The following is a 15,174-nucleotide window of genomic DNA, read 5'->3' on the forward strand; positions in this document are numbered from 1 at the left end:
CAGCTAGCGTTACGTCAGCTGCGCATGCGGCGCGGCGCCGGCCCGCGCAGGCCGCCCGCGCGTATTCCGGCCGCCCGCCGGCCACCCTCGATCCGTCATGACCGCCCAGCTCCCCTCCCGCCTGCCGCCGCTCGTGCGCCACACGCTTCGTCCGCTGCTGGACCCGTACCGGCGCTACCGGCACGCGAAACTGATCCACGCGGCGCGCGTCGCGCTCGCGATTCTCGTGTCGATCGCGCTGTCCACCGGCCTGCGCGTGCCGCACGGCGAATGGTCGACGATCACCGTGCTGATCGTCGTCGGCGGGCTGCAGCATCACGGCAACATCCGCAAGAAGGCGGCCGAGCGCGCGCTCGGCACGTCGATCGGCGCGCGCGCGGGGCGCGCGCTGATCCTGCTCTACTCGTTCCTGCACGCGCCGCTCGCGATCTATCTGCTGATGGCGATCGCGTGCGGCTTCTGCGCGTATCACGCGATCGGCAAGGCCGGCTATATCGCGCTGCTGTCGGCGATCACGATGGTGATCGTCGCCGGGCACGGCGACAACGAGATCGTCGACGGCCTGTGGCGCGCGGTGAACGTGCTGACCGGCATCGCGATCGCGCTGGCGTTCTCGTTCGCGCTGCCGCTCTACGCGACCTACTCGTGGCGCTACAAGCTCGCCGACGCGCTGCGCGCGTGCGCGGCCGTGCATGCGCGGCTCGCGGGCGACCGGCACGTGAGCGACGACGCGCACCTGAAGGAGATGGCCGCGCTGAGCACGCTGCTCGTGCAGTTGCGCTCGCTGATGCCGTCGGTGTCGAAGGAATGCGATATTCCGGTCTCGCAGCTCGAGGCGATCCAGCGCGGCCTGCGCCTGTGCATCGGCTATCTGGAGATCCTGTCGAGCACCGTGCCGGCCCGCGACGACGTGACGTCCCGCGAGTACGTGCGCACCGCGATGAAGGCCGTGAACCGGCGCATCCGCGACACGCTCGTCGGCGCGAGCCGCGCGCTGAAGTTCGGCACGCCGAGCCGGCTCACGCCGCGCCGCCGGCCGGCCGATCCGCCGCATGACGCGTCGCCGCTGCCGCCGCCGCAGTTGTCCGGCTACGTGTCGATCACGGTCAAGCTGGCCGGTGAAGTGGATCAGTTGCGCGAGAAACTGCTCGATACGGCGCGGGCGTGGAATATTTAAAATCCCGGACGTTTGCCGAATATCGCGCCGAGCGGGGACAACCTTTCATTTTTATTTCAACCCGAAAGCGCGGCGTTCCGGGGCGGCATTCGCGCACGTCGACCGATCGGGCCCCGGAAATACGCGCCGGCTCACCGGTTCGCGACGGCCGTTTCGATCGCCATTTCACGCCGATTCGCGCCTGATTCTCCGGCTGGTTAACCGTCCGCCAACCCCGTCGCGACGGGGCCGCCGACGCATTTGCGCGAAAATCAGCCCTTGCCCCAACCTCCCGGACAGCCGATACTCGCATATTCCGCGAAATACGATCCCACCGGACTACAATCCACGGTTATTCCTATGAGCACGATTCTCGAAAGCCTCCCGACCGGCCAGAAGGTCGGTATCGCCTTCTCCGGCGGCCTGGACACCAGCGCCGCGCTGCACTGGATGAAACTGAAGGGCGCCGTCCCGTACGCATACACGGCGAACCTCGGTCAGCCCGACGAAGACGATTACGACGCGATCCCGAAGCGTGCAATCGAATACGGCGCAGAAGGCGCCCGCCTGATCGACTGCCGCGCGCAGCTGGTCGCAGAAGGCATCGCGGCGCTGCAAAGCGGCGCATTCCACATCACGACGGCCGGCGTCACGTACTTCAACACGACGCCGATCGGCCGCGCCGTGACGGGCACGATGCTCGTCGCCGCGATGAAGGAAGACGGCGTCAACATCTGGGGCGACGGCAGCACGTACAAGGGCAACGACATCGAGCGCTTCTACCGCTACGGCCTGCTCGTGAACCCGGATCTGAAGATCTACAAGCCGTGGCTCGACCAGACGTTCATCGACGAGCTCGGCGGCCGCGCCGAAATGTCCGAATTCATGAACCAGGCCGGCTTCGCGTACAAGATGTCGGCCGAGAAGGCGTATTCGACCGACTCGAACCTGCTCGGCGCGACGCACGAAGCGAAGGATCTCGAAAGCCTCGAAAGCGGCATCAAGATCGTGAACCCGATCATGGGTGTCGCGTTCTGGCGCGACGACGTGAAGATCGCCGCCGAAGAAGTGACGGTGCGCTTCGAAGCCGGCCAACCGGTCGCGCTGAACGGCGTCGAGTTCAAGGATCAGGTCGAGCTGCTGCTCGAGGCGAACCGCATCGGCGGCCGCCACGGTCTCGGCATGAGCGATCAGATCGAGAACCGCATCATCGAGGCGAAGAGCCGCGGCATCTACGAAGCCCCGGGCCTCGCGCTGCTGTACATCGCCTACGAGCGTCTCGTCACCGGCATCCACAACGAAGACACGATCGAGCAGTATCGCGAGAACGGCCGCCGCCTCGGCCGCCTGCTGTATCAGGGCCGCTGGTTCGACCCGCAGGCGATCATGCTGCGCGAAACGGCACAACGCTGGGTCGCACGCGCGATCACCGGCGAAGTGAAGATCGAACTGCGCCGCGGCAACGACTACTCGATCCTGAGCACGAAGTCGCCGAACCTCACGTATCAGCCGGAACGCCTGTCGATGGAGAAGGTGGCGTCGACGTTCTCGCCGCGCGACCGGATCGGTCAGCTGACGATGCGCAACCTCGACATCACCGACACGCGCGACAAGCTGCGCGTGTACACCCAGGTCGGCCTGCTGACGCCGGGTGAATCGTCGGCGCTGCCGCAGATCAAGGGCGACGGCGAGCAGTAAGCCGTTTTACCCGAAGCCGGCGCGCGTAGCCGATACGCGCGCCGGGCCGGGCCGCGCCGGGCAGGCCGTGTGTGCGTCGATGCATGCGCGGCCTGCCGGTTCTTCTGCTTGGCCCCTGCCTTTCTCCGCTTCTCGCGCTTTCCCCGCTTTCCCCGCTTTCCCCGCTTTCCCCGCTTTCCCCGCTTTCTCCGCTTTCTCCGCTTTCCTTCCGTGCTTTCACCCGCGATCGCGTCGCGCGCAAACGGCGCTGCAACGCTGCCGCGATCATGGCAAGCTGCGAGTCGTTCGATTTCCGACCCGGCTCATGACTTCCCTCTTCGTCATTCACGTGAACGGCCCAATCAACAGCGGCAAGACGACGATCGGTCGCGCACTCGCGCGCGTGCTGCCCGATGCGCGCTTCATCGACGGCGACGATCACGACGCGCCCGACGACGCCCCGTTCCACGAGCAGTGGGCGATCGCGCTGGCGCGCGTCGTCAACGAGATCGCGCATGCGCGCGAACGTCATCTGGTGATCGCCTATCCGATCGGCGACGCGGAATTCCGGCAGTTGCGCGCGGCCTGCGACGCACGCGATGCGCGCCTGTTCGTCGCGACGCTCGCGCCGCCCGAAGCGGTCGCCGCGTCGGATCGCGGCACGCGCACGCTGACGGACTGGGAGCGGCAGCGTATCGCCGAGATGTATCGGGAAGGGTATGCGGCGCGCGCGTTCAGCGACTGCTTCGTCGATACGTCGAGCGCGCCGGCCGATGCGTGTGCGGCGGAGATCGCGCGCCGCGCGGCGCTTCCGGCACCTTGATGCGCGCCGCCTGCAGCGCGTAGAACCTCGCGGCCCTTGCGGATATATCCTCGGGGCTTTTCATCCGCCGGGCACTTCCTGCTCTGCATCCCGTGCTTGTGGTTCGGGCTCCGCGCATGAGCATGCGGCGTACGCGTCCGGATCCACGATCGCCGGCGCGCGCCGCCTTCAATGATGATGCTGCACGCGCGACACGACTGCGTCGCGCGCACCCTTGCGGCTCAGCAGCAGCGTGACGAGCGCCGACACCGCGAGCGTGCCGGCCACCACGTACAGCCCGGCCGCATAGCCGCCCGTCACGTGCTTGAGCCAGCCGATCGCGAATGGCCCGACGAACCCGCCGAGGTTGCCGATCGAGTTGATCATCGCGATCCCCGCGGCCGCACCGGCGCCCGACAGGAACGCGCTCGGCATCGCCCACAGCGGCGCCTTCGCGGCGCTGATCCCGACGTTGACGACCACCAGCGCGAGCACGGTCACGAGCGCCGTACTCGCCTGCCCCGCGAACACGAAGCCGGCGCAGGCCAGCACGCACGGAATCACCACATGCCACGTGCGCTCGCCGCTGCGGTCCGAATGGCGCGCCCACCCGATCATCGCGACGACGGCGGCAATGCTCGGGATGCCGGTCAGCAGGCCCGTCTGCAATGCGGTGAAGCCGAACTGCTTGACCATCAGCGGCGCCCACAGGCCGAGCGTATAGAGCCCCGCCGACGTGCCGAAGTAGATCAGCGCGAGCGCCAGCACACGCGGGTCGCGCAGCGCCTGCCACGCGCCGGCCGTATGCCCGGCGTGCGTGTGCCGCACGTCGGCTTCCGACTTCAGCTTCGCGATCAGCCAGTCGCGCTCGTCCGCCTTCAGCCACGCGGCCTTCGACGGCGCATCGGTCAGGCACTTCAGCACCACGAAGCCGAGCACGACGGCCGGCAGCGCCTCGACGACGTACAGCATCTGCCAGTCCGCGAGCCCGAACATCGGCGGCATCTGCATGATCGCGCCCGACAGCGGCGAGCCGATCGCGGTCGAGATCGGCGCGGCCGCCATGAACCATGCGGCGGCCACCGCGCGTTGCTTCGCAGGGAACCACAGGCTCAGGTACAGGATGATGCCGGGGAAGAAGCCGGCTTCCGCGATGCCGAGCAGGAAGCGCAACGCGTAGAAGCTCGTCGGCCCGGTCACGAATGCGGAGACCGCCGACACGATGCCCCACGTGATCATCACGCGCGCGATCCAGATGCGGGCGCCGACGCGGTGGAGAATCAGGTTGGATGGCACTTCGAACAGAAAGTAGCCGATGAAGAACAGGCCGCCGCCCAGTCCGAACGCGGTCGGCGACAGGCCGATCGCCTTGTTCATCGTCATCGCCGCGAAGCCGACGTTGACGCGGTCGAGAAAGCTGACGAAGTAAAGCAGCATCACGAACGGAATGATGCGCCACATCAGTTTCCGCGCGACGCGGGTTTCCAGATCCGCTTGCATGTGTCTCCTCCTTCGAGGTCGAGCCGAGCTCCCTGCTTGCAGGTGCCCGGCGGGTGCTCAACGAGCGCTGACCGGCGCAGCGCCGAAGCGCGCGCACCGGCGCCCGGCTCGCGTCGAATGTGCGAGTCGCGGGCAATCAATTTCCGGTGGAGGCGAGCGGACGGCGATCGTCGCGCGCCTCGTTGCCGTCAGGCAGCGACCGCCGCGGTCGCGACGCGCTCGCAGACGGCCGCCGTCACCTGCGCGGTCGTGGCGCTGCCGCCGAGATCGCGGGTATGCAGCGACGGGTCGGCCGTGACGGCCTCGATCGCCTGCATTACGCGCGCGGCCGCCTCCGTCTCGCCGAGATGCTCGAGCAGCATCACGACCGACCAGAACGTGCCGACCGGATTCGCGAGCCCCTTGCCCATGATGTCGAACGCGGAACCGTGGATCGGCTCGAACATCGACGGATAGCGGCGCTCCGGATCGATGTTGCCGGTCGGCGCGATGCCGAGGCTGCCGGCGAGCGCGGCGGCGAGGTCGCTGAGGATGTCCGCGTGCAGGTTCGTCGCGACGATCGTGTCGAGCGACGCCGGGCGGTTCACCATGCGCGCGGTCGCCGCATCGACGAGTTCCTTGTCCCACGTGACGTCGGGGAATTCCTGCGCGACCTGCTTCGCGATCTCGTCCCACATCACCATCGCGTGACGCTGCGCGTTGCTCTTCGTGATGACGGTCAGCAGCTTGCGCGGCCGCGATTGCGCGAGGCGGAACGCGAAGCGCATGATGCGTTCGACGCCGGCGCGCGTGAGGATCGACACGTCGGTCGCGGCCTCGATCGGATGACCCTGGTGCACGCGGCCGCCGACGCCCGCGTATTCGCCTTCCGAGTTCTCGCGCACGATCACCCAGTTCAGGTCGTCCGGGCCGCAGCGCTTCAGCGGCGCATCGATGCCGGGCAGGATGCGCGTCGGGCGCACGTTCGCGTACTGGTCGAAGCCCTGGCAGATCTTCAGGCGCAGGCCCCACAGCGTCACGTGGTCGGGCACGTCCGGGTCGCCGGCCGAGCCGAACAGGATCGCGTCCTTGCCGCGCAGCGCGTCCAGGCCGTCGGCCGGCATCATCGCGCCGTGCTCGCGGTAGTAGTCGGCGCCCCAGTCGAAATCCTCGAACTCGAACGCAAACCGGTCGCTGCCGCGAGCCAGCGCTTCCAGAACCTGCTTGCCGGCAGGCACCACTTCCTTGCCGATCCCGTCGCCGGGAATGGTCGCGATACGGTAGGTCTTCATGCTGACATCCTCGATTGATCGTGAGCGTGAATGCACTTTACCTAACCTGCAGTACCGGAACCGGCGCTAGAATCAAAGCATCTTTAACTTCGGTTCATTAATCCAGACATGGCGGATACCGTGCAGCCGGCCGATCTCGGCTTCTTCTCGACGCTGGCCGCGTCGGGCAGCCTGAGCGCGGCCGCGCGCGAGCTCGGGCTGACCGCGGCGGCGGTCAGCAAGCGGCTCACGCAGATGGAACGGCGTGCGGGCGTGACGCTCGTCAACCGCACGACGCGACGCATGATGCTGACGCCCGAAGGCGACGTGTATCTCGACTACGCGCGCCGGATCCTCGATCAGATGGACGAGCTGGGCGAACTGCTCGGCAGCGCGAAACAGCGGCCGAAGGGGCTGCTGCGCGTGAACGCGACGCTCGGCTTCGGGCGTGGCCACGTCGGGCCGGCGATCTCGCGCTTCGTCGCGCGCTATCCGGAGGTGTCGGTGCAGCTGCAGCTGTCGGTGATGCCGCCGCCGCTGACCGACGACGCGTTCGACGTCTGTATCCGCTTCGGCGAGCCGCCCGACACGCGGGTGGTCGCGCGGCGCCTCGCGCCGAACCGCCGGCTGCTGTGCGCGGCGCCCGCGTATCTCGCGCGGCACGGGACGCCCGGCACGCCGCACGAGCTGACGCGGCACAACTGCATCGGCATCCGGCAGGGCGACGAGGGTTACGGGATCTGGCGGCTGACGAGCGGGCGCGGTGCGGCGCGCCACACCGAAGCGGTGCGAATCAACGGCAACCTGACGACGAACGACGGCGAGATCGCAGTGAAGTGGGCGCTCGACGGGCATGGGATCCTGATGCGCGCCGAGTGGGATATCCGCGACTATCTGGCCGACGGGCGGCTCGTCGTCGTGTTGCCCGACTACGAGACGCCGAGCGCGGACATCTATGCGGTGTATGCGCAACGGCATCAGATGTCGACGCGGATACGGGCGTTCGTGGAGTTTCTGGCGGGGGAATTGGGCGGGTGACGGGGGCGCCCTGCTGGACGAAGTCGGACCGTAGGCCCTGCGCAAACCGCGTTCGGCGCTGACTCGACATGCCAGCGCAATGCCAATATTTCCACTATTTTCCTGCAATTTCGCCAGAATATTTACACAATCGGCCACCGAACCAGCATCGCACCATGCCGCCTGCAGGCCAAAGTGCTATTATTTTGGCGTTATCCTGCAAAAATCGATGAAATATTAGCTCCGATCATGGCCAAGAAGACCGCCCCGCTCTTGCCGGCATCCAATCGGCTACTCGTCGACTTCGGCGAGCGGCTGAAGCTGGCGCGCCTGCGCCGAAAGCTGACGGCGAAACAGGTCGCCGAACGCGCCGGCATGTCGCCGATGACGCTTCGCTCCCTCGAAGCGGGCGGTTCCGGCGTAACGATCGGGGCCTATCTTTCCGTCATGCAGACGCTCGGGCTGCAGGACGATCTGGAAAAGCTGGCCGCCACGGACTCGCTCGGCCGCCAGCTTCAGGACGCCCGCCTCGCCACACCGCGGCGCCGGAAGGAAACAGCATCGCCTCCCGCGGCAGCGGCGCGCGCATCGGCCAACAGGCGCGCTCGCGCGCGGGTCGCCCCCGCGCCCCAGACCGGGGAAACAGCCGCGACGGCAGCCGGTCGCGCCCTGCCAGACGACAATCGCGGTACGACCGCCGCGGATCTGGCCGCATTGCTGAAACCGGTGGGCAGGCGGCACGGGGGCCCAGCCAAGAAATGACGACCATCTCCGTCTATGCGGACTGGAACAGCCTGCCCGCTCCCCGAAAGCTCGGTGTTCTGCACGCGCGGCAGACGCGCGCCACCGAACGGTTCGAATACCAGTACGACGCGGTTGCGCTGGCTGCGCCCGAGTTCGCCGGTGTGCAGCTCGACCCCGGCATCGGCCTCTTCGAAGGACCGCAATATCCGGTTCCGCCGCGCAACACGTTCGGCGCGTTCGCCGATTCGAGCCCCGACCGGTGGGGCCGCATGCTGATGGATCGCCGGCTGGAGCGCGACATTCGCGCCGGACTGCGACCGAAGGGCACGCGACTGCATGAGTCCGACTACCTGCTCGGCGTTCATGATCTCTATCGAGTCGGCGCATTGCGCTACAAGCTCGACGACACCGGAGAATTTCTCGACGACCGCATCGATCTCGCCGCGCCACCGTTTGCGGAGATTCGTGAACTCGAGCAAGCCAGTCGAGCTCTGGAGGAAGACGTCGACAACATCGCGCCGGACGGTCGCGATTGGCTGTCGATGCTCATCGCGCCCGGCGGCTCGCTCGGCGGCGCAAGACCGAAAGCCAGCGTGGCCGACGATCGCGGGCATCTGTACATCGCAAAGTTCCCGAGCGCGCGAGACGACTACGACGTAGGTGGCTGGGAAATGGTTGTCAATGCACTGGCGCTCGGCTGCGGCTTGAACGTCGCCCATGCAGAAGCGCGGAAATTCGCCAGTGACCATCACTGCTTCCTTGTCCGGCGCTTCGATCGGACTGCCGATGGCCGCAGGCTGCATTTTGCGTCGGCCATGACGATGACCGGACATGTCGACGGCGACGATGCATCCACCGGCGCCAGCTATCTGGAACTGGCGGAGGTGCTCATCCGACACGGCGCGCGAGCGAATGCAGACCTGCGCGAACTATGGGCGCGCATCGTATTCAACCTTCTCGTCTCGAATACCGACGACCATCTTCGCAATCACGGATTCATTCTCGAGCCGGATGCGGGCTGGAGACTCTCCGCCGCGTACGACATGAACCCCGTCGCCGTGGCCGATTGTCTCAAGCTCAACATCACGGAAGCCGACAACGCGCTGGACCTCGAACTCGCCCGCGAGGTATGTGAATATTTTCGGCTGAGCCTGAAAGACGCCGACGAGATCATCGACGACTTCCGCGGCGTCGTCGCCCAATGGCGCACGCTCGCGGCACGACTCGCGCTTTCCGCCCGCGAACAGGAGCGCATGGCCGACGCGTTTCGCCTGGCCGGCGCCTGAGCACGTCATTCGACCATGCTCGTCGTCGACGCTGACCACGCCGTCGAGCCGATTTTGCGCACCGCGACGTCCATCGCGAAATCGAGGAACCGAATACAATGCGTCGATTCCCCGCCGCTGCGCCAACCTTGCCGGAGCCGCCATGTTCGACCTGACCACGCTGACCACCTTCACGGCCGTCGTCCTGGGCCTGTTCCTGATCCCCGGCCCCGCCGTGCTGCTCGTGCTGAGCCGCACCGTGCAGGGCGGGCGCAAGACCGGCATCCTGACCGGGCTCGGCGTCGCGAGCGGCGATTTCGTGCATGCGCTGTTCGCGGCCGTCGGCTTGTCCGCGCTGCTGATGACGTCGGCGCTCGCGTTCAACGTCGTGAAGCTGGTGGGTGCCGCGTACCTGATCTACCTCGGCGTGCGCGCGCTGCTCGACAGGCCGTCCGATCCGTCGCTGCCGAAGGTGTCGCCCGTCACGCCGCTGAAGGCGTACCTGCAGGCGATTCCCGCCGAAGTGCTGAATCCGAAGACCGCGCTGTTCTTCCTCGCGTTCATGCCGCAGTTCGTGCATCCGGAACGCGGCTCGACGTTCGTGCAGTTCGCGGTGCTCGGGCTGATCTTCGTCGCGCTCAGCTCGCTCTACACGACGCTGATCGCATGCTCGATCCGCCCGCTGGGCCGCCTCGTGAAGCGGCTCGCATGGCTCACGCGCTGCCAGGGGAAGATCATCGGGTCGATCTTCATCGCGCTCGGGCTGCGGGTGGCGGTGCAGCAGCGCTGAATGGGCACGGCCGCATGACGCGCGCCGACGTTGGGGGCCCGCGTCGAAGCGACTGACGCCGGCCGGCACGGGCGCGGTGCCGTCGGACGTCAACGCGCGACGTCGAGCGCCAGCCGCACCGCCTCCCAATCGAGCCCGAATCGCGCGAGGTACTTGCGCAACCGGTCCGCGTCGTTCGGCTGCTTCTTGTTCTGCCGCGACACCGCGAACAGCGTGCGCCCGGCTTCCGACAAACTCGCCGATACGCGGCACACGTCCAGCACGCGTTCGAGCTGCGCGCGGTCGAACAGGTCGAGTTCCGCCGCCCGCGCACCGAATACCGCGTCGACGTGCGCGTCCGGCGCCCGGCCGCTGCCCGGCGACGACCACGTGCGCGTCAAGCGCTCGACCTCCTGTTCGGCGATGCCCTCGGTAATCCGCCCGGCATCGGCCAGCGTCGCCATCCGCGTGATCGATGCGGACAGCTCGCGGAAGTTGCCGGCCCACGTCGCGCGCGGCGATGCGGCGAACGCGAGATAGCGCCGCTTCGCTTCCACGTTGAACCGCACCTGTTCGCCCTGCTCGCGGCCGAAACGATCGAGTTCGAATTCGAGGTTCGGCTCGATGTCCTCGCGGCGTTCCGCGAGCCCCGGCAATTCGTAAGTCCACAGGTTGATCCGCGCATACAGATCCTCGCGGAACGTGCCGGCCGCCACCATCTGCCGCAGGTCGCGGTGGGTGCCGGCGATCAGCTCGAAATCGCTGGTCGCCTCGACGTCCGCGCCGACCGGCAGGAAGCGCTTCTCCTCGATCGCCTTCAGCAGCATCGCCTGCTCGTCGAGCCCGAGTTCGCCGATCTCGTCGAGAAACAGCAGGCCGCCGTCCGCCGCGCGCAGCAGGCCCGCGCGGGCGGACTGCGCGCCGGTGAACGCGCCCTTCACGTGCCCGAACAGCGTGGACATCGCGGCGTCGCCGCGCAGCGTCGCGCAGTTGATCTCGATGAACGGGCCCGCGAGCCGATGGCGGCCGCGCTTCAGTTCGTACACGCGCTTCGCGAGAAACGACTTGCCGGCGCCCGTCGGGCCGACCAGCAGCATCGGCGCGCGCGAACGCACGGCCACGCGCTCCAGCTGCTCGATCAGCGCGTTGAAGCGCGCGTTGCGCGTCGCGATGCCGGCCTTCAGGAACGACACCGTCTCGTCGCGCTCGTGCGTGAAGCGCTGCGCGATGCGGTTGTAGCGCGACAGGTCGAGATCGATCACCGACACCGTGCCCGGCCCGCTCGGCCCTTCGTCGGTCTGCTGCGGCGGCCCGGTTTGCACGAGGCGCGCGGGCAGGTAGCGCGCTTCCGCGAGCAGGAACCAGCAGATCTGCGCGACGTGCGTGCCGGTCGTGATGTGAACCAGATAGTCCTCGCGGTCGAGATCGAACGGATAGGCGCGCGCGTAGTCGTGCAGCGTCGCGTAGACCTCCTCGAAATCCCACGGGTCGCGGATCGTGATCGGCGTGAGGCGCACGTCGGTATGCGGCGACAGTTCCGCGAGATCGTCGCGCACCTGCAGCGCGAGGCGCGTGTAGCCCGGCGGATGCAGCAATTCGAGGCGATCGATCGCGAGATCCGGTTGCGCGCACAGCGACACGGTCGGGCGCCACTTGCGGAAACGGCGCGGCGCGCGGCCGCCCTGGTCGAGCACGGTGCCCAGAAAGCCGATGGCGACGGTTTTGCGCATGTTTATCTCATGGGATAAAAGCCAATCCGATTTTATCTAAATTCGGCAGTCGAGCGACAACGACCTTCCCTTCGCTCGCCGCCCCAAAATAAACAATCCTCTTTTGTTTCAACCACTTGTCGACATTTTCAATGGCTGCGCCAGCCGCTGGCACGCTCCTCGCTAAATAAGAGGGGCCGGATGTCCCGCTGGCCCGCGAGCCAGGGTTCAAAAAGCCCTGCTGGTGCGCCGCCGCCGAACCTCGTTCGTTGCGGCCGCGCATGCCGCCATGGACAGACGAAGGCAAAGGGGCGCGCGAGGCAGCTTCGTCCGGGTTCGAATCCCGGGGCGCCCACTGTTCGGAAGCTCAACAGGTAGAGCAGCCGGCGCAAGCCGGTGTGTGGCGGGTTCGAATCCCGTCCGAACGTTGTCCGCAAGGACAATTTCTGATGAAAGCAGTACCCGCCGGCGCGGGCCGACAGGCCCGCCGCGCGTCGAACCGGTTGCGGTTCCGCGCGATCGGCCGGGCGGCCGGACGGCCAGCGCGAACGCGCACGACGACGCGATGCAGGATGCGTCGCCGCGTGCTGCCGCGCCGGCCAACGCGCCGCCCGCCCGATCGCGTCGCACCCCGATCCGTACGAGGCATGTCGTCCGGCGGTCATTGAAGAAAAGGACAAGAATATGTGGAAGCGTCATGTAGTGAAAAAGAACGAACGCGCGCTGCTGATGAATGAGGGCGATTTCGTGAAGGTTCTCGAACCGGGCGTGTTCAAGGCCTTCGATCCGTTCAAGCGACTGTCGGTGCAAACCGCGCGTCTCGACGCGCCGCTCGCCGACGAAGCGTTGGCCGACTATCTGCGTCACGACGCACCGGACGTGCTCGCGCAGCACTTCGTCGCGATGGACCTGGCCGACGACGAAGCGGGCCTGCGCTACGAAGACGACGTGCTCGTCGAGATCCTGCCGCCGGGCACGCGCCGGCTGTACTGGCGCGGCCTGATCGCGCACCGTCTGGAGCGCGTCGACCTCGCGCAGGACAGCATGCTGCCGGCCGCACTCGCGAAGCGCATCGCGCAACCGGCGCTGCGTGCGCGCGGCGTGGCGGGGCTGGCGGGCGTGCTGCTTGCGCAGGTGCCGGCGTATCACGTCGGGGTGCTGAAGATCGACGGCAAGATCGAGCGGCTGCTGGACGCGGGCGTGACGGCGTTCTGGCGCTTCAACCGCGACGTGGCGGTCGAGCTCGTCGACCTGCGCCTGCAGCCGCTCGAAGTCGCGGGGCAGGAAATCCTGACGCGCGACAAGGTCGCGCTGCGGCTGAACCTGTCGGCGACGTGGCGTTATGCGGACGTGCTGCATGCGTTCGCCCAGCTCCAGAAGCCGCTCGAACACCTGTATCGCGAGCTGCAGTTCGCGCTGCGTGCGGCCGTCGGCACGCGCTCGCTCGATGAACTGCTGGAGGACAAGCAGGCGATCGACGACGTCGTGATCGCGCAGGTCCGCACGCGCCTTGCGCAATCGGGCGTCGACGTGCGCAGCGTCGGCGTGAAGGATATCGTGCTGCCGGGCGACATGAAGACGATCCTCGCGCAGGTGGTCGAAGCCGAAAAGGCCGCACAGGCGAACGTGATCCGCCGCCGCGAGGAAACGGCGGCGACCCGCTCGCTGCTGAACACCGCGAAGGTGATGGAAGAGAACCCGACCGCGCTGCGACTCAAGGAGCTGGAAACGCTCGAGCGCGTCGCGGAACGGATCGACCGCATCTCGGTGTTCGGCGGTCTCGACCAGGTGCTGAACGGACTCGTCAGCATCAAGGGCGCATGATGCACGAAGCACACGAAGCGCATGAAACTGGATGAAACGGCGCGGCGCAGGGCCGCCGCGCCGCACGCATGAACGAATGGTGAAGCCTATGAGTAACGACGATTATCAACTGATGGAACTGGCGAACGGCAAGCCGGTGAAGATGTGGACGCAAGGCGTCGCCGTCGAGGACGACGCGCGCACGCAGTTGCGCAATACCGCACAGATGCCGTTCATCTTCCGGCACGTCGCGGTGATGCCGGACGTGCACCTTGGCAAGGGCTCGACGATCGGCAGCGTGATCCCGACGAAGGGCGCGATCATTCCGGCGGCGGTCGGTGTCGACATCGGCTGCGGGATGATGGCTGCACGCACGACGCTGCGCGCCGCCGATCTGCCCGACTCGCTCGCGGGCCTGCGCAGCGCGATCGAACGCGCGGTGCCGCACGGCCGCGCGCCGGGCCGCCGCGATCCCGGCGCGTGGGGCGATCGCACGCCGGCCGCCGTGACGGATGCATGGAAGTCGCTGCTGCCGGGTTTTCAGCGGATCGTCGACAAGTATCCGAAGCTGCAGAAGACGAACAACTACGCGCATCTGGGCACGCTCGGCACCGGCAACCACTTCATCGAAGTGTGCATCGACGAAGCCGATCGCGTGTGGTTCATGCTGCATAGCGGCTCGCGCGGCGTCGGCAACGCGATCGGCAGCCTGTTCATCGAACTCGCGCAAGCCGACATGCGGCAGCACATCGCGAACCTGCCGGATCGCAATCTCGCGTATTTCAACGAGGGCAGCCGGCACTTCGACGACTACGTCGAAGCGGTCGGCTGGGCGCAGGACTACGCGCGCCGCAACCGGCAGGCGATGATGGATGCGGTGATCGGCGCCGCGCGTGACGTGATCGCCAAGCCATTCGGGCTCGACGAGCACGCAGTGAACTGCCACCACAACTACGTGCAGCGCGAACGCCACTTCGGCGAGGACGTGCTCGTGACGCGCAAGGGCGCGGTGTCCGCGCAGAAGGGGCAACTCGGGATCATTCCGGGCTCGATGGGCGCGAAGAGCTTCATCGTGCGCGGGCTCGGCAACCCGGAGAGCTTCTGCTCGTGCAGCCACGGCGCCGGCCGCTCGATGAGCCGGACCGAAGCGAAGCGCCGCTTCACGGTCGACGACCAGGTGAACGCGACGCGTGGCGTCGAATGCCGGAAGGACGCGGGTGTCGTCGACGAAATCCCGATGGCCTACAAGGACATCGATGCGGTGATGGCGGCGCAGCGCAGCCTCGTCGAAGTGGTGCACACGCTGCGCCAGGTGGTGTGCGTGAAGGGATAGCGGGCGCGTCGCCAAGACCCGCGCGCATCTTCGATCGCCGTCGCACGATTCGCGGCCGCAGCAGCGGTATACTCGTTGCTGTCCGGCCGCGCTCGATCCGCATCGCGCGCTTACGATGCGCTTTCAACCGGACGTCCGCCCTACTCCCC

General features: G+C 67.3%; 12 protein-coding genes and 1 tRNA gene. 10 read left to right on the forward strand and 3 right to left on the reverse strand.

Features of this window, described 5'->3' with window-relative positions; translation table 11 throughout:
• The first annotated feature begins 97 nt into the window (after positions 1-97).
• The 3 genes from O1Q03_RS11865 to O1Q03_RS11875 all read left to right on the forward strand — a co-directional run bounded on the left by O1Q03_RS11865 (position 98) and on the right by O1Q03_RS11875 (position 3,656).
• On the forward strand, positions 98-1,177 hold the full coding sequence (locus O1Q03_RS11865; RefSeq protein WP_269503628.1) for an FUSC family protein: 1,080 nt from the start codon (positions 98-100) through the stop codon (positions 1,175-1,177).
• Between the two features lie 339 nt (positions 1,178-1,516).
• Positions 1,517-2,854, forward strand: coding sequence for an argininosuccinate synthase (gene argG, locus O1Q03_RS11870; RefSeq protein WP_124830512.1), 1,338 nt, complete (start codon positions 1,517-1,519; stop codon positions 2,852-2,854).
• A 304-nt stretch (positions 2,855-3,158) separates the two neighbouring features.
• A complete protein-coding gene (locus tag O1Q03_RS11875; protein ID WP_269503632.1) occupies positions 3,159-3,656 on the forward strand; it encodes a shikimate kinase in 498 nt (165 codons plus the stop codon).
• Between the two features lie 168 nt (positions 3,657-3,824).
• Here the strand turns inward: O1Q03_RS11875 and O1Q03_RS11880 are convergent, their stop codons facing one another.
• Entirely contained in the window at positions 3,825-5,135 is a 1,311-nt protein-coding gene (locus O1Q03_RS11880) for an MFS transporter (protein WP_269503633.1), read from the reverse strand.
• 188 nt (positions 5,136-5,323) lie between these two features.
• Positions 5,324-6,406 (reverse strand): tartrate dehydrogenase, encoded by a 1,083-nt coding sequence (locus O1Q03_RS11885; RefSeq protein ID WP_269503634.1) that lies wholly within the window; start codon positions 6,404-6,406, stop codon positions 5,324-5,326.
• 108 nt (positions 6,407-6,514) lie between these two features.
• Between O1Q03_RS11885 and O1Q03_RS11890 the strand changes: the two genes are divergently transcribed.
• The 4 genes from O1Q03_RS11890 (at position 6,515) to O1Q03_RS11905 (ending at position 10,201) form a co-directional block, all read left to right on the forward strand.
• A complete protein-coding gene (locus tag O1Q03_RS11890) occupies positions 6,515-7,423 on the forward strand; it encodes a LysR substrate-binding domain-containing protein (RefSeq protein WP_269503635.1) in 909 nt (302 codons plus the stop codon).
• 228 nt (positions 7,424-7,651) lie between these two features.
• A complete protein-coding gene (locus O1Q03_RS11895; RefSeq protein WP_269503636.1) occupies positions 7,652-8,164 on the forward strand; it encodes a helix-turn-helix domain-containing protein in 513 nt (170 codons plus the stop codon).
• The gene (locus O1Q03_RS11900; protein WP_269503637.1) at positions 8,161-9,432 is read left to right on the forward strand and encodes a type II toxin-antitoxin system HipA family toxin; all 1,272 of its coding nucleotides are present in this window, start codon (positions 8,161-8,163) and stop codon (positions 9,430-9,432) included. The genes O1Q03_RS11895 and O1Q03_RS11900 overlap by 4 nt, the downstream gene beginning before the upstream one ends.
• Before the next feature lie 142 nt (positions 9,433-9,574).
• On the forward strand, positions 9,575-10,201 hold the full coding sequence (locus O1Q03_RS11905) for a LysE family translocator (protein WP_269503638.1): 627 nt from the start codon (positions 9,575-9,577) through the stop codon (positions 10,199-10,201).
• Positions 10,202-10,290: 89 nt separating this feature from the next.
• Here the strand turns inward: O1Q03_RS11905 and rtcR are convergent, their stop codons facing one another.
• Positions 10,291-11,910, reverse strand: a complete 1,620-nt coding sequence (gene rtcR, locus O1Q03_RS11910; RefSeq protein ID WP_269503639.1) for an RNA repair transcriptional activator RtcR — start codon at positions 11,908-11,910, stop codon at positions 10,291-10,293.
• A 335-nt stretch (positions 11,911-12,245) separates the two neighbouring features.
• Here rtcR and O1Q03_RS11915 point away from each other — a divergent pair.
• From O1Q03_RS11915 to O1Q03_RS11925, 3 genes are all read left to right on the forward strand, one after another.
• A tRNA-Cys gene (locus tag O1Q03_RS11915) sits at positions 12,246-12,317 on the forward strand.
• Between the two features lie 256 nt (positions 12,318-12,573).
• Entirely contained in the window at positions 12,574-13,713 is a 1,140-nt protein-coding gene (locus O1Q03_RS11920) for a slipin family protein (RefSeq protein ID WP_269503640.1), read from the forward strand.
• A gap of 88 nt (positions 13,714-13,801) precedes the next feature.
• Positions 13,802-15,025, forward strand: a complete 1,224-nt coding sequence (locus O1Q03_RS11925) for an RtcB family protein (RefSeq protein WP_269503641.1) — start codon at positions 13,802-13,804, stop codon at positions 15,023-15,025.
• Positions 15,026-15,174: the final 149 nt, after the last annotated feature.

It is taken from the genome of Burkholderia sp. IMCC1007, from assembly GCF_027257875.1.
In the GTDB taxonomy this organism is placed as follows: Bacteria; Pseudomonadota; Gammaproteobacteria; order Burkholderiales; family Burkholderiaceae; genus Burkholderia.